This window comes from Anabaenopsis elenkinii CCIBt3563 (genome assembly GCF_015245355.1).
In the GTDB taxonomy this organism is placed as follows: Bacteria; Cyanobacteriota; Cyanobacteriia; order Cyanobacteriales; family Nostocaceae; genus Anabaenopsis; species Anabaenopsis elenkinii.
The window spans coordinates 4,349,437-4,373,285 of sequence record NZ_CP063311.1 but is presented as its reverse complement, the minus strand read 5'-3'; the positions used below and the strand labels follow the sequence as shown (position 1 = coordinate 4,373,285).

Below are 23,849 nucleotides of genomic sequence, written 5' to 3'. Positions count from 1 at the left end.
ATTCTCTACGGGACTGTACGCGAAGCCTTTAGGGCGTTCCGAACACCATGACAGATACCAGCTTTGATAAAAACTTGGGATCAAATTACATTACTAATTGAACTTGAGTTTGTTACTTTGTAATAATGGTTCAATTGCTAATCCAACATGATCGGCAATAAGCTGTAATTGTTGAATATTATCGTTGCTAAATTGGTGATGATGAAAGTTACCAACGTGCAAGACACCGTATACTTGCTCTTTAAGTTGTAACGGTACACCAATTATTGAGCGGATGCCCTTATTACGCAAAATTGGGCTGAAAACTTCTATTGTTGATAGATCATCTACAATTAGACGCTTGGCACTAGTTGCTATTTTACCTGCAAAGCCACAACCAAATGGAATGTGAATGCCTTCTCTAATCTCTTCTTCTAACCCAATAGAGGCACAGACAAATAATTGCTGTTCTTTTTCTGCCGGTAAAAGAACTGTAACACTATCGGCATTCATGATTTGACAGATAGAAGTAAGTAGGACTTGCAACACATTGTTAAAAAGTAAATCATATTTGACAGTCCTATCGCTATTTTGTAAATCTTGATAGCTGACTTTAGCAGCCTTTTCTACTCTAGCAAGTGATGTACTCAGGAGAATAGGAAGACGGCTACCGTCTTCGCAGATATATTCTTTCCGACTGCGGATAACTTTTGCAGGTACGCCTACAGCAACTGAGAAAGGTGGGATATCCTTAGTCACAACAGCACCAGCACCAATAATGCTACCTTCTCCAATTGTTACCCCATCTAATACTTTTACTCCTGAGCCTAACCAACAATCATCTTCAATGACAATTCCTTCACGAGTAACGCCTTGAGAGTTAATATTTTCAGTAGGATCGGAAAAAATATGATTATTGGCAAACAAGCCTGTTTGTGCTGCAATTAAACAGTTTTTACCAATTTTAATATTGCCAGAACCTGTAATACAGACATAAGGTCCTATAAAAGTACCTTCATGAATTTCAACAGAAGTGTTATTTAATGCCCTAATATCAACCCCCTGTTCAAGGCTGACTAAATCTCCTAAATATATCCTATTATTTGAGTGCCATCTTGCATCTAAATTGACATTGCGTAAAAGTTGCACTTTATTACCAATCTCAATACAAGAAGCATTGAGAATCCGAACATAACTATCAATGTAAACTGATTTGCCCAGCTTACGAAAAATCCGGCGGTAGAATAGTTTTCTTAATCTGCCTCCTACCAAATTTGTGGGTATATATCCAAATAAGTTTGTTAATAAATACTCTTGGATGTGTTGCCAATTAGATACATATTCACGATTAACCATGGCGCTAATTATTAAAAATCTAGAGACAACTAAAAATTACAGCAATTTTGATCTGATTGAGGTACAGCAGTGTGGGTGTAATGCCCACACTAAAATAGTTCTACAATTAATATCTGTAATTCATTTACCTGGAACATTTCGCTATTTCATTATTCAGGAAATGGTTCAGATAAACAGGATTAAATATGGGAAAAATCCCAAGAAATATTCGTGGTATTTATCTTAGAAAAAGCAGCAATTGTATGGGAATAGATTTTTGCTAATTTTCGTACATGAATATCCATAGTAAATTCTTCTTGATACCAAGCATTACCCATCTCACCCATCAGTCGGCTTTGGGAATAATTAATTCCTAATTCATTGATAGCAGCAGCTAACTGTTTAATATTATTAGGTGAAACTAAAATTCCAGTTTTTCCATCTTTCACATGTTCAGGAATACCCCCAACTGCACTAGCAACAATTGGGCGATAGTGACTATAAGCTTCTAGAGTGACCAAACCAGCAGGTTCCGGCCAAAGACTGGGAAAAACCACACCAAAACACTGTTGATAAAGTGATTCTAATTTTTCTGTGTCACACCAACCATGCCAAGTAATGCGATCGCTTAACCCCATTTGACCTGCTAATCTTTGCATACTGGGCTTACTCCAACCATCCCCAGCAATATCAAGATGAATACCTGGGTGGGTATGTGCTAAAGCTTTAATTAGCCATTCCACGCCTTTATCAGGTACAATCCGCCCAGCAAACAATAAACGCTGATGTTGATGAATTTCTGGAGTTAGTGGTGCGGTAGGAAGTTGGGGAGGTTTGACACTACAGCGCAGTGTTACCAATCTTTCAGGCGCTAAACCACAATTAATAATTTGTTGACGCACATAGTCACTATTAGCAATTACAGGAATTTTTAGCTGCTTTAGTCTTTGTAAACTATGGTAAGTATAAAACCAGTTATAGACAATTTTATGGGGTCTACGAGTTCCACAACCCTCTACTAAATTACCCCAAGTACATCCCATAGGATTGATAATTCGATCACAAACTTTATTAGAATTAGATAAATATTTTGTGCCACTAACACAGTAAATAGAATGATTATGTAAAGTCAATATGGCTGGACATTCTTCCTGCAAATCCAGCAACATTTCCGGGTCGTGGATGTGCAGTAATTGTGCTTGTTGCTGATCGAAATTCTTTAAAGAATAAATTGTGCGATCGCTCACCCCACTCATCTGAGAATTTACCAGAGAAGCTAGATAAGTTTCCAAACCACCACCCCCATTTATATCAACACGTGAGCAGTGATAAATCTGTTTTTTCTCAACCAATGTATGACTCATATTACAGCTATTACTTATAGTTTTATTCACGGTGTATCAGTCGGAAAAATTTACTTTTTGATATTCATCCAAAACTTATGTCTGACATCACTCACGTAATGCCGTAAGGCAATTTTGCTACTAGAAAATGTATCATGATATATAAATTGATCCTTCACATTTAAGACATACTTATCTGAGCATAATGGTATGCCATCATTATAGTGAATTGTCAAATGGACAATGGTTTGTTCTGTAAAATAGCTTGGTGTTCCTGATAAATTTGCTAAACGTTTAACGGCAAAACTCCAATCTAACTCATGCTTAAACAAAATAAATCCTGCATTGATAGGATTTAATTTTTCTGTTTCTTCATAAAGGATTCTCCCATCTAGTGAATTTGCACAATCTGGTAAATAATGACAGACTGGACTATCTGAATTAGCTAACTCTACTAAATCACTTCCCCCTGGGAAGAATAAAATATCTGAGTCTGTATAGATAGTGGCACCATGAATGGGAATTGACATCAATGCTGATAATTTTTTACCCATAGGATGGATTTGGGCATAATCACATACACATTGCGGTAAATCTGGTTTAATAAATTCCTTGATGGGTATGACTTCAACACAGGGATGAATCTGGCGCAGTAACTGACAACTCAAATCAGTATAACTACCATCAGAAATCACGGTAAATCTATGAGGTATACCAACATGAGTGATAAATGAGCGAATACTTGCGACTTGTTCTGGTAAGTCTCGTTCACAAGATAATGCATATACACTCAAGGGAACTTGTTGAGTTGTTTTGATGTCACGTTTAACCGTTTTACCTATCTTAGATTGATATAAATTACGGTTAATTTTCCCTTGCAATCGAGCCACATGATAACCAATATTTACCATTTTTTATATATCCTAAAAATCAAAAATCCACCAATTTATTCTGCAATTTACCAGCCATAAATCCGGATAAATTTATCCATGTTAGCCCATTTGATATTGGGTCTTGTGATATTCCCACAACTTGCCTTTAAGTTCTAATAATTCCTGGTAATTACCTTGCTCAACAATGCGCCCTTGTTCTAATACCACGACTTTATCAGCTTGGGCGATAGTTGAGAGACGGTGAGCGATCGCAATAACTGTTTTACCTATAGATAGCTTTTCTAGAGATTCTTGAATCAAGCGTTCAGTCATGGAATCAAGAGCGCTAGTGGCTTCGTCCAAAATCAAAATTTCTGGGTTTCGCAGCAAAGCCCGGGCGATGGCAATTCGCTGGCGTTGTCCTCCAGATAATCGCACACCCCGATCCCCCAATTGGGTATTAAAGCCTTCAGGCATTTCTTCAATAAATTCTAGTGCATTGGCTAGTTGAGCAACTTTGCGAATTTGAGCCTCATTTGCTCCTTCTGTACCGTAGGCAATATTATTCGCCACAGAACTATTGAAAATAAATGTATCCTGACTGACAACAGCGATTTTCTTCCGTAAAGACTTAATATCAAATTTGCGGATATTCACCCCATCAATCATGATATTTCCGGCAGTTGGGTCATAAAATCGGGGAATTAAATCAATCAATGTACTTTTACCAGCACCAGTACCACCAACTAACGCCGTAGTTTTACCCTTTTCAATACTCAGGGTAATATTATTTAGCACTGATGTATTCGCATCATAGCCAAAATCCACTGACACTATATCAATTGAATATTCTAGCCCATTAAATGGGAGATAACCATTCTGTAAATAGGTTTTATTGTCCGTTCTAATTAGCTCCTTAATATTATCCGCTGCTCCTGCAATTGTGCTAAGATGGGCTCTAGTGCCATTAATATCTTGGACAATTGGCACAACCCGAAAGAGAACAAAGAAAAATGTGAGCAAAGAAGCGACCTCTAGGGTTCCATTGGCAACAAAAGCAGTAAAAGCAAACACAATCATCCCAATAAGAATCGTACTAGCTATAGCTTCAGCTAGTGGTCTAACCAGCGCCCAGGTTAATACAACTTTGGTAGAGGTGCTAACTACTTGATTGCTAGCATCATAAAAACGATGGCGCTCAAATTCTTGAGTTGAAAATGCCTGAACAGTGCGAATTGCGTTAATAAATTCAATAGCTATAGAAGTAAATTTTCCATTAGCAACCGATGTACTAAAACTAGTTTCCCTGGCACGGGCATTTAGTGTTGATAATCCAACCCCTATTAAGGTGAATAATAGAAAAGAAATAATTGTCAGCTGCCAAGATAATAAACACATGGAGAGAAAATATACACCAATGGTTATCCCTCTAGTTATCAAAAATGCTGATCCACTAAACCACTGTTTTATTCTTTCAATTTCCGTAGTGACACTATTAATTATTTCTCCAGAACGTGTATTATTAAAATAACTTAAGGATAATCCTTGTAACTGCTCAAAAATTTGTTTACGCAAGCAGTCGGCTAGACGTAATTGAGATATTTCTATGTATACTTGTGCGAGGTAATTGAAACTAGCACGTATCCAGGTACTCAGTAAAATTAGTAAAGAAATACGATATAGCCTATTAATTGCCGATGAATGATCTGCTAAAATCCAAGTGTCAAACCAGGAGATTCCAGTTTGAATTGGTTCGGCATCAGGGGTAGTTAAATTTTGCAAAAATGACAAGAGAAAGCCAATACTAAAACCTTCAAAAGTTGCAGCTATTACTGAAAATAGTAAAGCGAGAATAGCAACTTTGCGGAATTTTTTAAATTCTCTCAATATTAAATAATTTTTCTGCCAAAATTTACTGGCTTTAAAGCGATCGCCTAAGACTTGGGCAGCATGAATATACATGATTCTTTGACAAAGATAATGTGATCAATTGGAACAGTCATAGAGATGCTCAACAACCCTTTAATTTGAGTTTGAGGGGGCGTCAGACAAAGGGCCATAAGGCACCTGAGAGACTAAATGCATTTAGGATCAAATCACAGTGTTGGGTTATCTAAATTCAAGAGAGTAGATTGTTGCCATGAATCCGTCATCTGCTCTTGTTCTGCCAAAGTTAGGGCATTTTCTAAAGTACAACTACCAGATCCCATCAAAGTCATTTCACCGCGCAGCACATTCCACAACTGGGGCAAATAGTCTAGATCATATTTACGTATCCAACGCCCTACAGGTGTAAGCTTCTCATTTGTGGTTGTACAAAACTTGAGGGCACGAAAGATTTTACCTCGTTTTCCCACCTGCCACTCACTGGTCAAAACTCCCCCTGGTGACTCAATCTGTAAAATGAAAAATAATACCAGCATAACTGGACTCATGAGTAGTAGTAAAAACAAAGCGGTAATCCAGTCAATGAGTTGTTGCCAACGGCTAACTTGTTTATTGCTAGACTGTAATCTCAGAAATATGGGCTTTCCAGCTTCCTGACAGGCTTCAACCCACAGTTTTAGATAATCCTTGCCAACTGTTGGATCTATACTGACCAAATTGATTGGAGAATGTTTTAAGCAATTTATTAATAATTGCTCATCATGTAAAGAAGGTAGATAAAACTGTTGAGTTTTTCCGGGGGATTTGACTAACAACTGACCACGCCGCCATTGGAGTGTACAGTAAGAAAAGCGATGATTGTGGTGTTGCTGGGGTTGATCAGAGGAATTGCCTAGAGCAGGAGGAATTAGTGAAATTGTCATATGTCTTTGGATCTATACAATAGTGAATCGCTGAGTTAATATTGAAGGCTATCAATGCCAAAGACTCCAACCGAATTTGGTTTTGCGGCAACAATAGATGATTGTGTGCAAAAATATAGTTTTTAACTTGCACTCCAGATACATCTATATTTTTGGCAATTATGCTGACGTGAAAATGTACAAACCAAAAGGATAATTAGGAAATAAGTAGTAGTAAACATACGGCACAACCAGGCAATTAAGGGTATTATTTGAATAACTTATAGACAAGTGCTTCCAGAAAATTACCTCATTCCTTAAGTGCGCCATAAATTCATATCTACGTTTAGTTGCGACTACCTATTTTTTTGCTTAGTCTCACAAAACCAGTTTAACTTTGACTTTTAGTTGTTGCGTTGGGGCTTTAATGTCTAGGATATAAGACCTTGGAGACCTGACTATATGCTCAGTTGCATTCTTTATTTAGTCTTTAAACAGCCAGTGGTTTTTATGCCAAATTATAAAGCTGCTATAAATATACTGATTTTAAAGTAACAGTAGTATCCTGGCGATTTAATATTACTCATCTAGCAAAAAGAATGTAGAGACCTTCTATGGAATTTCTCTACCTTACCTGGAATTGAAGCGGCTTTCGAGAATTATCTCAAAAAAAGATATGTGCGATCGCTCCAGTACTGTTGCTTGGATACCCGGAGGGCAGTTGACCTGAGCGATTGCACATAATATAAAACCTTTCAATTGGTGAATTTGCACACTGATACAAGTAGATGCTTCCTCTGTTTCTCCCTTATTTTTCCACCGCTTGTTGTAGCGCCAATTGAGACGACCTAGACGGCTGGGGATAGTGTACATAACTACTACTAGAGTTTGAGACTCCACTAGCAACAACCCCGATCAGGTTTAACTTACTCAACATGGTTGTAGCTTGGGTTAGTTGACTGCGAGTTACTTTACTCATACTTGCTGCGAGTACCACACTACGACAAGATGAAGCCGTAAGCATGGCATCCACCAAACCGATAACTGGCGGAGCATCTATGAGAACTAAATCATAATTTTCCTCAAATTCCGCCATTAGTTCCTTCATGCGTGGTGAACTCAGAAGATTTGCCGGGTCAATAGGTATAGGCCCGGCTGTCAAAATATCAATGTAAGCCGAATCTAAACTGGGAATACCAGTCTGGTTGGGAATAGCCACATCACTAGCCAAGAGAGTAGATAGCCCTTGCTCATTGGGAAGATTGAGCTGTTTGTGGAGGCTAGGCGCTCGTAAATTGGCATCAATCAGTAGTACCCGTTTGTGTAAACGAGCCGCACTCATAGCCAAACCCAAAGCCAAAGCGGATTTACTCTCATCTGGTAAGGGCGAGGTCACCATCAGAGACTTCAAGTTGGGAACTGAATTTAAAAGTTCGATATTTTTCAAAATTAAATCCAGGGATTCCCAACGCGGTGCCGATTGCAACACCTGAATTGTCCACGGGGCAAGAACTTCTGGTTTACCAAAAGGTAACTTAATAATTGATTCTCTGTTTTTGGTAGTTGGTAGTTTGGGAGTAGTTCCCAACAAAGGTAAGGAAACCTGTTTTTCCAATTCAGCAGTGGTATGAACAGCATCATCAGATGCTTCTCGAATAAAAGTAGTCATACCTCCCAACATCAAGCCAACCACTGCACCCAACAACAGATTCTGTTGGAGATGGGGGCCCATGTAAATACCTAATTGCGGTTCTTCCACAACTTCCCAGTTAAAGCCCCCTTTGGCAAGTTCTTGCCGCAATTTCTGTTCTGCTCGCAATAGCTCCTCTAACCTTTCACGGCTAAATTGTAGCTGTGGCATAATCCGATTGTAATAAGCCAACAGAGGCGGGAAGCGTTTGATTTCAAAACGCAATTCATTTTCTTTTTCCGCCAAACTTTGATCGCGGGCGCTTAAAGCAACTATAGTTGTTTGCGTCTCCACTAACTGAGTAGCCAGGTTGAGGTCAATATCACCAAATTGTCCTTGTTCCAAAAGAGGTACTTGGGAAGAAATTATACTATTAGACTGTACACCTAAAGTTCTACTCACCTCTTGTTGCAATAATTTCTTCTGGCTTTCAAGTTGTTCTTCGAGCTTTTGCACATTGGGAGTTGCATCGGTAAAACGCAAACGCTCTTGAGCTAGTGCTAGTTCGGTTTTTTGAATTTCGTTGAGTAAGCTTTGGTAGCGAGCAGACTGACTCAGACGAGAAGCAACCAGAGCATTTTGTGGAGAACGCCTGAGTTGTTCTTGCAAAGTTTTTTGGCGTGCTATAGCCTCTTGATACTGAGAACGAGTGGTACGACGCTCTTGTTGAATAGCATTTAAAGAGTCTTCTAGGATTTTAGCTTGTGACTCAGGATCGATTAAATTTTGGTTTCTGCGAAATCTTTGTAGGTTCGTCTCTGAGGCGTTCACTTCCTCGCTGGCTTTATTTAACTGTTCCCTAATAACTTGTAAACCTTTTTGTAACCGCGCATCCTGTTGCTGTTTATTATATTCCACATAAACTTGCCTAATTGCCTCCAGAACTTTTTGGGTCTGTTCTGGATCATTGGCAGTATACTCTACTTGGAAAATTTTTGTAGCTAAATTATCTTCTTTATTCCTGATTTGATAAAGAACTAAAGATTCTTTAATTGCGTTGACATTGATATGAGGATAGTCAGATTTAAGTTTTTCAACTGCTTGTTGTATCAGTCCTGAACTTTGCATTAGATTCAGCTGAGTTGCTGTATCTATCTGAATATTAGGCTCGATAAATTGACTGTCCAACCCGGCACCTTCTCCCCTACCTTGATAGTTAGGTTCTACAAGCAGCTGCATGGAGCTTTTGTAAGTAGGTTTTGTCCTAGAAGTTACCACAGACGCTATTGCGATTGAAGTCAGAAATACTGCCAAGAACCAAGGAAACCTGCGAATCAATATCTTAAATAGCTGTCCGTAACTGGGTTCTATATTAGAGTTACTAATATGATTTATACCGGGACTAAGACTAGGTTGATTCATGTTTATTATCCTGATATACGATACGCTATGGGTAACTTAAATCCCCTGCGGGATATAGTCATACTACTTTTAATTCTCCCTGATTCTAATCTCTCAGGCTAACTATGACAATAGATTTTATGGTGGAAACATTAGCTTTACCTAATCTTTAATTTAGAAAATATAACTCGATTTTTATTTCTAGAAGTGTCATCTTTGCTTCGTTTTGATATTTAGTATACAATAGCTCAAAAATTATAAATTCACACTACAAGTTTGTTCAATAAGCTGCTCAACCTTGTTAAAAAATACTGGCTCCGAAAAATTATTCACTGCATGGTTACGAATACTTTCATAATCCCAAATGATTCGTCCGGACTCTAGTAATGCAGATTGTATGGACTCTGGTGTTTGTCTGTTAAACAATACCCCTGTTTTACCGTGTATCTGTGTATCTAAAACTCCACCTGCCCCGTAGGCAATCACGGGTGTGCCACTAGCATTGGCCTCAACTGGAACTAATCCATAATCCTCTAAAGCTGCAACTATCACAGACTTGGCTTTAGAAAATAATTCTTTGCGTTGAGAATCACTGACGTGTCCTAAAAATTTAATATTATCTAAAGCTTTAGCTTTGAGACGTTCTTGTTCAGGTCCATCACCTGAGATTAATAATTGCCAACCTAGCCAATTAAATGCTTCGATAATTATATCTAGCCGCTTATAGCTGATCATTCTCGCTGAGGCTAAATAATATTCATCTTTTATATCTGAAAACACAAAGTTATTTGTATCAATGGGATAGTTAATGGCAATTGCTTGTTTATTATAAATTTTTTCAATACGACGGGCAACTATACTAGAGTTAGCAATGTATAAGTCAGGTTCCTGAGCATATTTCAAGTCCAGATTTCTCATTAATTGAAAAATTTGCTCAATTAATGGCGCAAAATATCGGTAGTCTCCATATTCCCTTAAATAAGTTTCTGTATCCCACAGGAAACGGGTAATATTATGACAAAAACAAATATGTTTTGCATCTTGACGTTTGCGTACTGCTTTGGCAAAGCTAGTACTGCTACTAATAATCAAATCGTAATCTTGTAAATCTAAAGCACGAAAGGCAGGAAAATACAAAGGAGCCATCAATCTAAAATACTTGACTGCACCGGGTATTTTTTGCAAAAAAGTAGTTTTAACTATACGCTCACCCATATCAATAGTTTTTTGCGGATTGTATAAAGAGGTAAAAACATCCGCTTCGGGATAGCGTCTACAAAGTAACTCAAATACGCGCTCTGCTCCACCGCGCTGGGTTAAGTAATCATGAACTAGAGCAATTTTCATAGTTGTGTGTAAATTTCTTGTTAAGTATGTTGCAAAAGTTTGCAGCTAGTTGCTGTTAATAACTTGAGTTGTGAGAATTATCAATGCCGATTCTGATATCTTTCCCCTCTACATACAAACCTAGACAAGGTCAAAAGATCTGCCCTCATGATCAATGTTGCTGGGAATCAAGTTCTAACTACAAACTCAATTGATGTTTTTGTGGAAGATTCCCTCAAATATCGTCTGAGCTTTTGAGGGGGTTTCTTCACTGCACTGATACAAAAGATACTGTTATTACCCAACCATTGCCAGAACTTTTTCGGATGCAAAATAAGCGTTCTGTTCTGCGCGCAGTTGGTCGCAAAGTCTACCTTGAGGTAACTCTACATCATCGTAGGTGATGACTTGATCCTGGTAAATGTCTCGTTTGAGGCGACATCCTTCGGCTAAACCGATGGGTAGCAATTTCTGGTGTTGAACAATGGCAGAATTCTCACATTGGCCGTAGGTCATATAGTAGCCAATACCATCTAGGGTTTCGCCAGCTTTGAGGTTAATTTTGGCAGTGGTGATTACATCTACCACTGGGCCGGCTAGGGGAGATAAAACGGTATCCTGGAACAGGACAGCACGGGCTACGGATAATGGAACTTCAAAATGGCAGAGGTGATAGGGAGTGTAGAAGCTATATAAGGGACCTTCACCTAATTTGTACAAATCTAGATAGTGGCGTTGTTTGGGGTCTTCATGAGTAGCAAATACAAACACGCCAGGGCTAGGTTGAGCGCCAACTACATAATCAACAATACCACCAAGTTCTTTGAGTTGTTCTACATCGTACATTTTGGTCATTTGATCTACATGACCAGTGAAGTTGTAACCTAGCATTCCCCGCTGGGCTACTTTCATTCCTGTGGCGTTGGCAACGATCGCTTGCTCGAAGGATATTTTGGTTCCATCGGCAAAGCTGGTGACCATGTGGGCTTTTTGACCCCAACGTTTAGCAAATGCTTCTTGGGTTGTGGGATTGCGATAGGGGTCTTGAAGTCCCTTAATATTACCGCATAATAGGGGAGTTAGACCAATACTTTTGACAAATCGGTAAAGATTCATTTCTACCCCTGGTTGATCACCATCACAGGCGCTGAGAATGACTCCAGCTTTGTCGGCATACACTTTGAGGATCGGTCCGATGGTCGCGTCAAGTTCGGCGTTCATCATAATTACATGTTTACCATGGGCGATCGCTTCCATCACAATGTGAGCACCAAATTCGACTGCGCCAGTCACTTCGATGATGGCATCAATTCCCTCAGCTTGGCAGAGTAATTCAGCATCTTCGGTAACTGCATATTTATGCTGTGCGATCGCTGTTTCTAATTCGGTTACACTGGTAACAACTTGAATATTTTCTCGTCCTGCTTCTGTATAAGCTCTTTTAGCTGCATCAACCTGACGGCTAAAAACCGCCACTAACTCCATTCCGGGAACTGAATTAATAATTTGATTAGCAATCCCCCGACCCATAAAACCAGCACCAATCATCCCCACTTTCACCGGATTACCTGCTGCTGCGCGGGCTTGTAAGGCACGATCAATAATAATCATTAGCTCAACCTTCTGTGTTATTTTTTTAAAATTCTGGACAAAATCAGTAAATACACTTATAAAATTAATCCGCGCTACCAACCGGGATCATTTCCAGTAAAGTCCAATTTAAGTCTTTCTCTGAAATCTCAGTCACTTTTAGAGGCCATTCAATATTAAAAAATGGGTCATTATAGCGTAATCCCCGTTCATAACCTGGTGTATAAAACTCACCGACTTGATAGACAACCTCAGCCTCATCTGTCAGGGTTTGATAACCATGAGCAAACATTTCTGGGACATACAAAGCTCGATGGTTTTCTGCGGTCAATTCCACACCAATATGTGATAAAAATGTGGGGGAATCAGGACGCATATCAATAATTACGTCATAGATAGCCCCTTGAGTACAACGCACTAATTTGGTTTCTGCAGCTGGGGACACTTGATAATGCATTCCTCTGACAGTACCCTTCTTGTGGTTAAAAGATATATTACATTGGGCAACCGTAGGTTTTAAACCATGTGCCATAAATTCCTGAGCACAGAAACCACGTGCGAAAAATCCCCTATGATCCGGCTTTTTTTCCACATCAACAATGAATGCGTCTTTGAGTGCAGTTGGAGTAAAATTCATAGAATTTATGAAGTTAGATTATCTCGTAATCGGTAGTTTAATTAATCCCACTATTCATGTATTAAACTACTACCAGAGAAAATTCTCGTTGCTGAAAATCTGCAAGTTGCATAAACTGCTGAATCTGAGATTGGGTTTTTTCCTGCATATCATGGCCTTTTTGCCAGGCTTTAGTCCAATCCACAATCCAAGCTAAAGCAGTCGGTAAATCTAATTGAGGTTCCCAATGAATTTCAGTCCGGGCTTTAGAACAATCCAAGGTTAAAAAATTAGCCTCATGGGGTTTAACTCCACCATCCTCAATCCAATGAGCGTTGTCACCCCAAAACTGCTGTAGCTGATTCACTACCCAAGCTACAGTTTTCACTCCTGACTGATTTGGTCCAAAATTCCAGCCCCCACAATATACTGAACCCTGAGTAAATAATTTTTCAGCCAGCATTAAATAACCGTTTAGGGGTTCCAGAACGTGTTGCCAAGGGCGCACTGCTTGGGGGTTTCTAATGACAACTTCTTTCCCGGAAAGCCAAGCATTGAGAATATCGGGAACCAACCGATCTTTAGCCCAATCCCCTCCACCAATTACATTCCCGGCTCGCACACTGGCGATCGCGACCCCATGTTGGGCGTAATCAGCGGGATTAAAGAACGATTGACGATAAGCTGTAGTGACTAATTCGGCACATCCTTTACTGCTGCTGTAAGGGTCATATCCCCCCATAGGATCTGTTTCCCGGTAGCCCCAAACCCATTCCCGATTTTCATAACACTTATCAGAGGTAACCGACACTACTGCTCTGACACTGGGTACATTCCTGACTGCTTCTAAGACATTAACTGTTCCCATAACATTGACCGCATAGGTGTCTACTGGGTTGTAGTAAGATTCCCGCACCAACGCCTGAGCAGCCATATGGATCACAATATCTGGCTGGTAGGTTTGCATTACTTGCTGGAGAAAATCTAAATTTCTGATGTCTCCTACTACCGATGTCATTCCATCAGCAACACCAGCTAATTCAAACAGATTCAACTTTGTGGGAGGAGTTAAAGCATAACCATACACTTGAGCCCCTAACATTTGTAACCACAGTGATAACCAACTACCTTTAAAGCCTGTATGTCCGGTGACAAAAACTTTTTTTCCTGCCCAAAAATTGGATTCCATGGGATAAATTCTCCTCATACAATACTACGTAAATCAACCATTTAATTACCACACTTTCCAAGGAGCCTGACCACTTTTCCATAGCTCATCGAGGAGGTTTTTATCGCGTAATGTATCCATGGGTTGCCAAAAACCATCATGTTTAAAGGCAGATAGCTGATTCATCTGTGCGAGTTTTTCTAATGGTTCCTTCTCCCAAACTGTAGAGTCATCAGCAATCAAGTTAATTACTTCTGGTTCCAAAACAAAGTAACCGCCATTAATCCATGCGCCATCACCTTCAGGTTTTTCGTGAAAGCTGCTGATTTTAGTTTGCTCTTGTCCTAGGGAAATAGCACCAAAGCGTCCTGCAGGTTGAACTGCGCTGAGTGTTGCTAAGGTTTTTTGTTCTTGATGAAACTTAATTAACTCTGTGATATTTATGTTACAGACACCATCACCATAGGTAAAGCAAAATGTACTGTTACCAATATGCTCACTAATGCGTTTTAATCGTCCACCAGTCATGGTGTAATCTCCCGTATTCACTAGGGTGACGCGCCAGGGTTCAGCATAACCAGAATGTACATTCATTTGGTTAAATCGCATATCGAAGGTAACATCTGACATATGTAAAAAGTAATTAGCAAAATACTCTTTAATGATGTAACCTTTATAGCCACAACAAATAATAAAGTCATTAATGCCGTGGGCGGAGTAAATCTTCATAATGTGCCAAAGAATTGGTTTACCACCAATTTCAACCATTGGCTTCGGTCTGATACTAGTTTCTTCACTGAGGCGTGTACCTAGTCCTCCAGCCAGAATTACTGCTTTCATATAATTATATTGTTGAGGATTTCTCGCTTATTGATTTCTCCAACTTCTGGGCATAAAACAGATGCACGGGTTTTGATCAGAACCAATTGCTGGTATAAGGTCTTTATTTCTATAGATAATATAACTGTTATCTATAACAAATTAATGAAGCTGGCGTAAATAATTTTATTAAGTCTATAAAATATAAATGAATAATTGATTATGAATTATACATCAATTGAACTTCAACAAAATAATTAGACATGACAAGCAATAACCTATCATGTCTTTGTTGGGAATATACTCAAAATATTTAGATAATAATAGTTATTATTTGCCGATTATATTTGGTAGGTTACATATGCAATTACCACATTGCCGAACTTTTTAATAAAGCAGTACATTGGCTTTCTATAATTACACAAATACTGCTCACCGCTTGCTGGTAGCTGTGTGTATCCTCTTGTTCTAAGGATACCTTGGCAGCGGTTTGTAAATCTTCAAGAGCCTTGAGATGGTTGTCGTCAGAGTCTTGACCAATATATTGTGTAAGTTCATAGCGAATCATCCCCCGTTTGAGATAGACTTTCGCCAAGTTGCCATTGATTTTTAGTGCTTGGTTGAGGTCAGCAATGACCTGTTGATACTCGGGAATAAAGTTGCTGCTAAATTGTGCCATTCTATAGCGAACTTCACCGCGCTGAAAATAAGCTTCTGCTTTGGATGCATTCAGTCGAATAGCCTGGGTAAAATCAAGAATCGCTTTTTGATAATCTTGTACAGATTGACCGCTGTATCTAGCCATTTCCGAACGGACAATACCCCTTTTAATATAGGCTTCTGTTGCTTGATCATTCAGCAATAAAGCCTGATTAAAATCAGCGATCGCTAGATTATATTCCCGATCAGGATCGTGGCTATATTCAGCCAGCACATAACGAACATTACCCCGGTGGATCAAAGCTTTAACTTCTTGAGGGTTAATCTGTAAAGCTTGACTATAGTCTGCCAGAGCGCCTTCATAATCTCTCAATTCAGAGCGCGCATTACCTCTGTGAACATAAGCACTAGCATTTGTTGGTTCCTGTTCTATAGCTTGGCTAAAGTTTTGTAATGCTTTGTGATAATCTTGTGCTTGGTAAGCATCATGACCTTGTTGATAGTAATCGCCGAAAGTCAGAGTCTCTGGCTGGGGTTGAGGACGAGCCATCAAAGTTTGTTGAGTGTAGGCATTTTGAGAAATATAAGGACGAGTAAATTTAATGGCTACGTCTAAATACCCCAACAGACCAAAACCCAGTAAACACAAGATAGCGGGATAAAACTTTGTATTTTTTTGAGGTTGATAAACAGAATACTTAGGTAATTGCCAAGAATTTATTTGGGATTGCGGCCTGACTCGTTGTGGAGAACGTGGACGCTGGGCGTAACGCCTTTTCGGTACAATTCGCGGGTGTAGATGTTCGCGATTTTCTACTGCTCTGGGTGATGGAAATGGATCACGTCCACCTAAGCGTAAAGCACGTTCACACCAGGGACAACTATCTAAATGGTGATTGTAGCGATGCTGGGGATTAGTGGTACAAGTAATCAGACTATCTTCTGCTTCGGCTAAAACTGATAACCAAGTTTGGGCGTTAGGGCGCAGATGTGGGTTATGGTGACCATCCTCAAAACAAAGTAAAAACAATTCTTGCAACTTAGGATGCAGCACTTCCCAAGCAGGTGCGATAGGGGTAGGGAGATAAGGTACTTGACGCTTTTGACTATAAGTGAAATGTCCTGCAGCAATCCGGGCTTCGTAGGGTGGTGGCTCAGAAGTACCTTGAAAGATACCTGAAAAGGGGTGAGTACCCTCCATTAAAAGTTGGAAAATCAACACAGCCAGTCCAAACAAATCATGGGTGACTTGGCGATCATGTTGAGCAAAAATTTTATTCTGTAGTTCTGGTGGGGTAAACTCTGGTTTACCTACAGGACAGCGATAAACAAGATCCTGATCAGGATCGTATACTTGGAAGGAATCAGTATCCACCAAAGTCACCAGTGCTGTATCGCTGACCAGAATATTGGACTCGTTGACGTCACCAACGCAATATCCAGTATTATGTAAAGCGGCAAAAGCTGCTGCTAAATTGCGAGCGGTACGTAGCAGATACTGATAATTGAATAAGGGACAGTGTTGGCGACGGGTTCTGGGATTGTAAAAGTCGATAATGGGACGCATCCCACGAATCCGAGGCATCAAAAAGCCGATGATCCTATGATCTTGATCTTTTAACCGTAATAAATCCACAGGCCAAGCAATGGAAATATGTCCCAAGCTAGCTGTGGGGTTTTCTGGAGGGTTAACCAGCATCGCCTGGAGTTTGTTGGCGTGAGCAACTGTTGGTTTGTGATAAACTTTAGCGACTAAATCACCAGAGGACGGTACTGCATAGATACAAGCTTCACCGCCACGCCCCAAACTCACGCTGAGGTTGATAATTTCTGGTTGAGGAAAACAACGTAAGACCTGCATGATAAAATTACTGGGAATAGAGTTATATAAATTACTAATATCGCCAACTCATTAGAACACTGGTCAGACACAAGATTATTGAGCACTCCTCAAGCCTGCTAAAATCAGGGTGAGATCATCATCCGTCCGTTGGGTAATACGTTCAGAACCTAAAAACCTCACCAACTGCTCTTTGGCTGTTGTCTGATCTTCGGCATTTTCTACAAAGTTAAATAAGGGGAAAAAGAAGGGTTTATGAGGTTCACCCACAAGCATATTTAAGGCCAGCATTTGTAGTCCATCGGTAAGGACGCCAATATTAACTATGTTTTCACGCCATAATCTGATTTGCACTGTATCTAAGGCATGAGGAGAAGTTAAAAAAGTCGTCTCGTTGATGTATTCCCCATGATCAGGTCTTGTCAGTGCCATTAAGTTACCCATACGATCCTTGGCTACTGCTAAACCATCACCAATTTGTACCACTGCAACCAGATCTGGTGTAGCAACCATAATAATTAAGGTAGTTGCTAAATCTTGAGGCTGTTTGCTATCAGCTATTGCTGCATCCTCTACTGCTTTTTTGGCAGCTCCTAAGGCCTCATGCAATAGCGATCGCACAATTGCATCATCTGCAAGGGAATCTCTAGTAATTTCCTTGATAGCAAGGGTTTCTATTGCTGTTTCTACAGCTACCATTGCTCCCACTTTTCCCAGGCTGGCAGAACCCGCACCATCCGCAACCGCAGTTAGTAATACATTACCTGGTAGTAGCTGCCAGTGGTGAGCATCCTGACACATCTGTTTATTTCTGATGTGGCTTGTACCGCAGACAGATGCTGCCACTACTTGCCAATGAGATATCTGTTTCAATGTTGTATTCATAGTTTTCTTCAAGGTATAGCTCCTGTGAGTATCAGCCACGATACCCAGGCCAGGATAAGCGACGCCAAAGCGATTAAAGAGTACCCCAGCCAATGGGTGGTAGTGCTACCTGTTCATCTACATGAGAATGAGAAACTGCTGACATACTGGCTGATAACCAAACAAACATCTCAATAAAGTTAAGTCCTTTGAGTTTGAGGGGGGTTCGTACTGCTAATTGATTTAAGCGCATCATGTTAGCGTTTTCTACACCTACTGTGAAGAATGCAACTCGTTTATTGGCTTCATCTCCTTGCAGGCGTTGGGCTGCTTGCTCTATGAGGTGATCTAATTCACCCTGTGGTTCTCCATCTGTAATCATGAATACCCAAGGACGATAATAAGCAATGCCATTGGCACGATATAATGATTTACGCTCTTCCACCATGTCCAATGCTTTATGAATTCCTGCGCCCATAGTTGTTAGTCCCTGGGCTGTCAAAATGGGTGGGTTAAATTGGTCGGCTGTGACAAAATCCTGAACTATATTCACATTACTGTCGAAAGTGATGATAGCCACTTCAACCCTTCTGGCTGCTAAGGAATTTTTTAGTAATTCATCCTTCAAACTCAGTAAGCCCTGATTTAAAGCTTCTATAGGATCTCCTTGCATTGAGCCTGAGGTATCTAGCAATAGCACACAGGGACAACGTGGTTCAGGATTTTCGGCAAATTCAACTATTTCATCGAGTTGTAAGGTTTCATGCATAACGGTTTTTGTTATGTTGTAGGTCATTGCTTTATTTTCCTTTTTTCAAAGTATATACTTTGGTTTCCGGATGCTATCAGACTAAACATAAATGTTTAGCCATAATTAGTGCAATCTTTATGAAACAGATAGTTTTACCGAACTTATCTACATATATTATTTTTTGATTAAGATAACTCTAATTATTCTGCGTGTATAGGTTAATTCTGTCAGTTTAATTGCTTTATATACCTGCATTAACTGAGGTTTATTACATATCAATTTTAAACATCATAATATATACCCATTCATTTATTTAGTTCCCAAAATAAACATTTTCAATATGAAGATTAGTAAGAACATAGTAATTGATACTCCCACATATTTATTACATCTGATTCAATCCGATATTTTACCAAATAAATCAATGATAAGTTTATGTATATAGCATTTACCATCCTCGTGACGTACAAAGTTTTTTAGTTTAAGGGAACAGGGAACACCGGAACAGGGAATAAATTAGTGTTTACTTCATTAGACACACACAAAGGCTTTAAACGCTATACATAATACTTTCTTGAGATAGATATTAAATATTACCAAAGTATGCATAATTATCTTCCCATTTCAAGTTATCTAAAATACTCCAAAATTTGATTAACTTTGATAATTCTACGAAATGACATCATCATGTTTATGAAAATACTGATGTGTAGCATGTTTAGTATTTGAAAAATCACCGATAAATGTACGAAAATTGTCATTATCTTATACATATTGGTGGGAGTTAAAAATTGTCTTGATGACAAGGGAAGGGAGAAGGGGTTTTTGGGATACTTTACCTTTGTGGAGATACTGTGGTTTTGTTATCAAATTATTATACTTAGAATATAAGTAGGAAGAACCCTGGATACGAGTAAAAATAAAATCTCATCTTAGGCATAACTTTCTGTAGAGAGTTGATGCTAGGATGTTTCTTCTCCTGTTAGCTATAATATTCAGGCTCAGGGATTAAAAATAATAAATAACATAAATCCTGGTTATGAAAAAGTAACGGCTGCTACTATCACCGTAATAAAAGTTGATAAAAATTTTTTTTCACCAGAGGTACAGCAGTTCTCAGTAGATCATTTGTCGTGACATAAACGCTGTATCTAACACAAAAATTATCATATTCAATGTGATTTAATAGATGTAAAAATATGAAGAATCACTAAAAAAAACTGGAAATAAGAAGAGATGGATTACTATTCTTCTGCTGGTAAAATTTCATCAATTTTTGGTTCTAAGCTGCTATTAGGAGTTAGTTTTTTAGCATCACTATCTGGCTGAGAAGATGGGGAAATTATGACTAAATCACCTTCTTGGTTTTGAGTATTACCCCATTGATCTAGAACATCTTTAATCAATACTTCTTGTAACCAAATTTTAGCAACCACAGTTAAAGGTAAGGCTAAAAATAATCCTAAAAAACCAAAGAAAGTAACGAAAAATAGTTGTGAAATTAATGTGACAGCAGGTAGTAGTGAAACTCGATGTGCCATGACAGTGGGAGTAACAAAGTTGGCATCAATCTGTTGAATCACAAAATAGAGAAGCAAGACTAATAGAGGTTTCCAAGGATTATCTAACAATGCGATCGCCATAGCGGGTATTACACTCAATGTCGGACCTAAGTTAGGAATTAAGTTGAGAAATCCTGCTAAAACTCCCAAAGCTAGAGCAGCTTTCACACCCAAAAAAGATAAGCCAATTACACTTGATATTCCCACCACACTCATAGCAATAAAAGCACCTGTAATCCATCCCTCCAATGAAAGCTCACATTTATCCAAAATCCCATCTATTCTGAATCGATAAAATGAGGGAAACAGACGAATAAATAATCGGCGATAGGCTTGAGGGTCGGCTAGTAACATCCCTGTGAGCACTAGGACTAATAACATCTTAAGTAGGACTTCTAGTGAGCCGGAAACAAAAGCAAATGAATTTCCCAATAACTGATTAAGAAATGGTTGTGCTTGTGCAATCAGATGACTGAGATTAGGGAGGTAGGGAACTAGGGGGCGAGGAACGAGGGTTTCTAGTTCCTTGAGCCAACTATTAAACAGAGCAAAACCTTGGGGAACCCGATAAGTTAGTTCTTGAAACTGTTGCACAAAAGGGGGAACAATCAGCCAGAAAAAACACACTACACCTAGGAAGAAAATAGCCACTGACAGGAGAACAGCCAAGCCACGTTTCAATCCGAAGCTTTGAAGACGTTTGGCTAGCCGATTTAAAGTGGTAGCCAAGACGACGGCGGCAAATATCAGCAACAGCACCTGCCGAATTTGCCATAAGATATACCAAGAAAGAACTATAGCAATTAAGCCGATCCATTGCCCAAGGTTCACAAGCTGCCCCCAGATGTATCATTGAGATTAGGTTAGCTGATTTTACCAATTTCTACTTGTTTTGTGGCTGTGCTGACTGAAATCTCCAAAATAAAGCCATGGACAGCATCACATTCGGTAACAGAACTATAATCAGGGCATTGGCATTTGTGGCGGCGATGGATAAATTTGGTCCTGCATATTTAATCAATAGGGACACCAAACCGGAAAGCATCAGCAATTTAGCTATAAATCCTAAATTATTTTTCATCATAGTACGGCAATGCACATTGCTCTGTGGGGTATACCCGATATTTGGTTACTGGGTTTAGTTTCTAGAATAAACCTATATAGACACAAATCTTGAGATCAATACTGCCAAAATCGTTGCTGTGTGAAACTTTTGGTTGCTAATAGTGGTTTACCGTCTAGCTCAGAAATATATATATGTATTTGTGGGTTTTGGAAAGGGGCAAATTCTTTGAGGAACTGATACAGCGGTGTACTGGTGAGTAGATAACTGAATAAGGAGGGTGTATTTAAATGCCTGTAGAAACTAATAATTACAAAAGATCAGATAAAGCACCGGAACCTAGGCAGTTGGGTGGTAGTTTACTTATTCTATTGACTTTCTTATTACTGCTTAACTTGGTTATTCCTAGTTTGTTTGGGCAGAGAAAAGCCCAAGTTGCCTATAGTGAGTTTATCACGCAGGTGCAAAATAATCAAGTTGAGCAAGCGGTTGTAGGTAGCGATCGCATTCAATATACTGTTAAAACGCAAACTCCCGAAGGCGAAACTGTAAAACAGGTATTCACCACCACACCAGTAGCTCTTGATTTAGATTTACCGAAAATTCTGCGTGAGCATGATGTAGAATTTACAGCACCGCCACCATCCCAAAACGCCTGGATTGGTACCTTACTCAGTTGGATTGCACCACCATTAATTTTCTTTGGGATTTGGGCTTTTGTCATCAGTCGTCAAGGTGGCGGTCCAGCGGCCTTAACAGTGGGTAAAAGTAAAGCCCGCATCTATTCCGAAGGCATCACAGGTGTAAAATTTAGTGATGTTGCCGGTGTAGATGAAGCTAAAGCAGAATTAGAAGAAATCATTGATTTTCTCAAAAATGCTGGTAAATACACCAGACTGGGGGCAAAGATTCCTAAAGGTGTATTGTTGGTAGGACCGCCGGGAACGGGTAAAACCATGCTAGCTAAAGCGGTGGCGGGTGAAGCTGGTGTTCCCTTTTTCAGTATTTCTGGCTCAGAATTTATTGAATTATTTGTGGGTGTAGGTGCAGCCCGTGTGCGTGACTTGTTTGATCAAGCTAAACAGCAAGCCCCCTGTATTGTGTTTATTGACGAATTAGACGCACTGGGTAAGTCTCGTGGGGGTAATGGGCCGATTATGGGCGGTAATGATGAGCGTGAACAAACTCTCAACCAGCTACTGAGTGAAATGGATGGTTTTGATGCTAACACGGGAGTGATTATCATTGCAGCTACCAACCGTCCCGAAGTCCTTGACCCCGCCTTACGTCGTCCTGGTAGATTTGACCGTCAAGTTGTGGTTGACCGTCCTGATAAAAGCGGTCGTGAAGCGATTCTGAATGTCCATGCTAGAAATGTCAAATTAGCTGATAATGTTGATTTATCAACTATTGCAGCTAGAACTCCTGGTTTTGCAGGTGCAGATTTAGCTAACCTAGTCAATGAAGCGGCTCTGTTAGCAGCTCGACAAAATCGCCCTGCAGTATTAATGGCAGATTTTAATGAAGCTATTGAGCGGTTGGTGGCTGGTTTAGAAAAACGTTCTCGTGTGCTCAATGAACTGGAGAAAACCACTGTCGCCTATCATGAAGTTGGTCATGCTATCATCGCCGCTTTAATGCCTGGTGCTGGTAAGGTGGAGAAAATCTCTGTTGTACCCCGTGGTGTGGGTGCTTTGGGTTATACAATTCAGATGCCAGAAGAAGACCGCTTCTTGATGATAGAAGATGAAATTCGCGGACGCATTGCTACTTTATTGGGTGGCCGTTCTGCTGAGGAAATTGTTTTTGGCAAGGTTTCTACTGGTGCTGCTGATGATATCCAGAAAGCTACTGATTTGGCAGAACGAGCTATTACTATCTATGGGATGAGCCAAAATTTAGGTACTGTGGCTTTTGAGAAGATTCAACAGCAGTTTCTGGAAGGTTTTGCTAATCCTCGCCGTAGTATTAGTCCCCGGGTGGCTGAGGAAATTGACCGGGAAGTGAAGCTGAGTCTAGATAATGCTCATCACATTGCTTTGAGCATTTTGCATTATAACCGCGAGTTGCTCGAGGAGATTGCACAGGCTTTATTGGAAAAGGAAATTCTTGAGGGTCCACAATTGCGGGAGTTTCTTAACCTAGTTCAAGCACCCGATGAACTGGATGAGTGGTTACGAACCGGTAAGTTATTGGCAGATAAACCATTGATGCAATCACTTCTGGTTTAATGATTTTAGC

At 39.7% G+C, this 23,849-nt stretch carries 17 protein-coding genes and 1 pseudogene; 1 reads left to right on the top strand and 17 read right to left on the bottom strand.

Annotated features, from left to right (window positions below):
- Nucleotides 1-93: 93 nt before the first annotated feature.
- The 17 genes and pseudogenes from IM676_RS19940 to IM676_RS18980 all read right to left on the bottom strand — a co-directional run bounded on the left by IM676_RS19940 (nucleotide 94) and on the right by IM676_RS18980 (nucleotide 21,626).
- On the bottom strand, nucleotides 94-630 hold the full coding sequence (locus IM676_RS19940) for a GAF domain-containing protein (protein ID WP_404799850.1): 537 nt from the start codon (nucleotides 628-630) through the stop codon (nucleotides 94-96).
- A 48-nt stretch (nucleotides 631-678) separates the two neighbouring features.
- Nucleotides 679-1,335, bottom strand: a pseudogene (locus IM676_RS19935) (acyltransferase); the annotation flags it as partial.
- Nucleotides 1,336-1,514: 179 nt separating this feature from the next.
- The gene (locus IM676_RS19050) at nucleotides 1,515-2,678 is read right to left on the bottom strand and encodes a glycosyltransferase family 4 protein (protein WP_200988323.1); all 1,164 of its coding nucleotides are present in this window, start codon (nucleotides 2,676-2,678) and stop codon (nucleotides 1,515-1,517) included.
- Between the two features lie 50 nt (nucleotides 2,679-2,728).
- Nucleotides 2,729-3,568: a hypothetical protein gene (locus IM676_RS19045; RefSeq protein ID WP_200988322.1), complete on the bottom strand. Its 840-nt coding sequence runs from the start codon at nucleotides 3,566-3,568 to the stop codon at nucleotides 2,729-2,731.
- 81 nt (nucleotides 3,569-3,649) lie between these two features.
- Nucleotides 3,650-5,491, bottom strand: coding sequence for a heterocyst formation ABC transporter subunit HepA (gene hepA / locus IM676_RS19040; protein ID WP_200988321.1), 1,842 nt, complete (start codon nucleotides 5,489-5,491; stop codon nucleotides 3,650-3,652).
- Nucleotides 5,492-5,625: 134 nt separating this feature from the next.
- On the bottom strand, nucleotides 5,626-6,339 hold the full coding sequence (gene hepC, locus IM676_RS19035) for a heterocyst development glycosyltransferase HepC (RefSeq protein ID WP_200988320.1): 714 nt from the start codon (nucleotides 6,337-6,339) through the stop codon (nucleotides 5,626-5,628).
- Between the two features lie 787 nt (nucleotides 6,340-7,126).
- The gene (locus tag IM676_RS19030) at nucleotides 7,127-9,370 is read right to left on the bottom strand and encodes a GumC family protein (RefSeq protein ID WP_200988319.1); all 2,244 of its coding nucleotides are present in this window, start codon (nucleotides 9,368-9,370) and stop codon (nucleotides 7,127-7,129) included.
- A 234-nt stretch (nucleotides 9,371-9,604) separates the two neighbouring features.
- A complete protein-coding gene (locus IM676_RS19025; RefSeq protein WP_200988318.1) occupies nucleotides 9,605-10,696 on the bottom strand; it encodes a glycosyltransferase in 1,092 nt (363 codons plus the stop codon).
- A 276-nt stretch (nucleotides 10,697-10,972) separates the two neighbouring features.
- Nucleotides 10,973-12,286, bottom strand: a complete 1,314-nt coding sequence (locus tag IM676_RS19020; RefSeq protein ID WP_200988317.1) for an NAD(P)H-dependent oxidoreductase — start codon at nucleotides 12,284-12,286, stop codon at nucleotides 10,973-10,975.
- Between the two features lie 64 nt (nucleotides 12,287-12,350).
- Nucleotides 12,351-12,902 carry a dTDP-4-dehydrorhamnose 3,5-epimerase gene (rfbC, locus tag IM676_RS19015; RefSeq protein ID WP_200988316.1) on the bottom strand — a complete coding sequence of 184 codons (552 nt, stop codon included), beginning with the start codon at nucleotides 12,900-12,902 and terminating at the stop codon, nucleotides 12,351-12,353.
- 61 nt (nucleotides 12,903-12,963) lie between these two features.
- Nucleotides 12,964-14,070 carry a CDP-glucose 4,6-dehydratase gene (rfbG, locus tag IM676_RS19010; RefSeq protein ID WP_200988315.1) on the bottom strand — a complete coding sequence of 369 codons (1,107 nt, stop codon included), beginning with the start codon at nucleotides 14,068-14,070 and terminating at the stop codon, nucleotides 12,964-12,966.
- A gap of 45 nt (nucleotides 14,071-14,115) precedes the next feature.
- Complete coding sequence (rfbF, locus tag IM676_RS19005) at nucleotides 14,116-14,889, bottom strand: glucose-1-phosphate cytidylyltransferase (protein WP_200988314.1); 774 nt, start codon at nucleotides 14,887-14,889, stop codon at nucleotides 14,116-14,118.
- A 346-nt stretch (nucleotides 14,890-15,235) separates the two neighbouring features.
- A complete protein-coding gene (locus IM676_RS19000; protein ID WP_200988313.1) occupies nucleotides 15,236-17,389 on the bottom strand; it encodes a tetratricopeptide repeat protein in 2,154 nt (717 codons plus the stop codon).
- A 75-nt stretch (nucleotides 17,390-17,464) separates the two neighbouring features.
- Nucleotides 17,465-18,253 carry a PP2C family serine/threonine-protein phosphatase gene (locus IM676_RS18995; RefSeq protein ID WP_200988312.1) on the bottom strand — a complete coding sequence of 263 codons (789 nt, stop codon included), beginning with the start codon at nucleotides 18,251-18,253 and terminating at the stop codon, nucleotides 17,465-17,467.
- Nucleotides 18,254-18,326: 73 nt separating this feature from the next.
- Nucleotides 18,327-19,001, bottom strand: a complete 675-nt coding sequence (locus IM676_RS18990) for a vWA domain-containing protein (RefSeq protein WP_200990289.1) — start codon at nucleotides 18,999-19,001, stop codon at nucleotides 18,327-18,329.
- A 1,226-nt stretch (nucleotides 19,002-20,227) separates the two neighbouring features.
- Nucleotides 20,228-21,376, bottom strand: a complete 1,149-nt coding sequence (locus IM676_RS18985; RefSeq protein WP_200988311.1) for an AI-2E family transporter — start codon at nucleotides 21,374-21,376, stop codon at nucleotides 20,228-20,230.
- Nucleotides 21,377-21,428: 52 nt separating this feature from the next.
- Nucleotides 21,429-21,626, bottom strand: a complete 198-nt coding sequence (locus IM676_RS18980) for a hypothetical protein (RefSeq protein ID WP_200990288.1) — start codon at nucleotides 21,624-21,626, stop codon at nucleotides 21,429-21,431.
- A 272-nt stretch (nucleotides 21,627-21,898) separates the two neighbouring features.
- On the opposite strand from IM676_RS18980, the gene ftsH reads away from it, so the two are divergent.
- The gene (gene ftsH / locus IM676_RS18975; protein ID WP_200988310.1) at nucleotides 21,899-23,839 is read left to right on the top strand and encodes an ATP-dependent zinc metalloprotease FtsH; all 1,941 of its coding nucleotides are present in this window, start codon (nucleotides 21,899-21,901) and stop codon (nucleotides 23,837-23,839) included.
- The last annotated feature ends 10 nt before the right edge of the window (nucleotides 23,840-23,849 follow it).

What these genes read in the sequence shown, in the direction of transcription:
- IM676_RS19050 (WP_200988323.1), bottom strand. Translation starts at nt 2,678, where the DNA reads ATGAGTCATACATTGGTTGAGAAAAAACAGATTTATCACTGCTCACGT.
- IM676_RS19045 (WP_200988322.1), bottom strand. Translation starts at nt 3,568, where the DNA reads ATGGTAAATATTGGTTATCATGTGGCTCGATTGCAAGGGAAAATTAAC.
- hepA (WP_200988321.1), bottom strand. Translation starts at nt 5,491, where the DNA reads ATGTATATTCATGCTGCCCAAGTCTTAGGCGATCGCTTTAAAGCCAGT.
- hepC (WP_200988320.1), bottom strand. Translation starts at nt 6,339, where the DNA reads ATGACAATTTCACTAATTCCTCCTGCTCTAGGCAATTCCTCTGATCAA.
- IM676_RS19030 (WP_200988319.1), bottom strand. Translation starts at nt 9,370, where the DNA reads ATGAATCAACCTAGTCTTAGTCCCGGTATAAATCATATTAGTAACTCT.
- IM676_RS19025 (WP_200988318.1), bottom strand. Translation starts at nt 10,696, where the DNA reads ATGAAAATTGCTCTAGTTCATGATTACTTAACCCAGCGCGGTGGAGCA.
- IM676_RS19020 (WP_200988317.1), bottom strand. Translation starts at nt 12,286, where the DNA reads ATGATTATTATTGATCGTGCCTTACAAGCCCGCGCAGCAGCAGGTAAT.
- rfbC (WP_200988316.1), bottom strand. Translation starts at nt 12,902, where the DNA reads ATGAATTTTACTCCAACTGCACTCAAAGACGCATTCATTGTTGATGTG.
- rfbG (WP_200988315.1), bottom strand. Translation starts at nt 14,070, where the DNA reads ATGGAATCCAATTTTTGGGCAGGAAAAAAAGTTTTTGTCACCGGACAT.
- rfbF (WP_200988314.1), bottom strand. Translation starts at nt 14,889, where the DNA reads ATGAAAGCAGTAATTCTGGCTGGAGGACTAGGTACACGCCTCAGTGAA.
- IM676_RS19000 (WP_200988313.1), bottom strand. Translation starts at nt 17,389, where the DNA reads ATGCAGGTCTTACGTTGTTTTCCTCAACCAGAAATTATCAACCTCAGC.
- IM676_RS18995 (WP_200988312.1), bottom strand. Translation starts at nt 18,253, where the DNA reads ATGAATACAACATTGAAACAGATATCTCATTGGCAAGTAGTGGCAGCA.
- IM676_RS18990 (WP_200990289.1), bottom strand. Translation starts at nt 19,001, where the DNA reads ATGCATGAAACCTTACAACTCGATGAAATAGTTGAATTTGCCGAAAAT.
- IM676_RS18980 (WP_200990288.1), bottom strand. Translation starts at nt 21,626, where the DNA reads ATGAAAAATAATTTAGGATTTATAGCTAAATTGCTGATGCTTTCCGGT.
- ftsH (WP_200988310.1), top strand. Translation starts at nt 21,899, where the DNA reads ATGCCTGTAGAAACTAATAATTACAAAAGATCAGATAAAGCACCGGAA.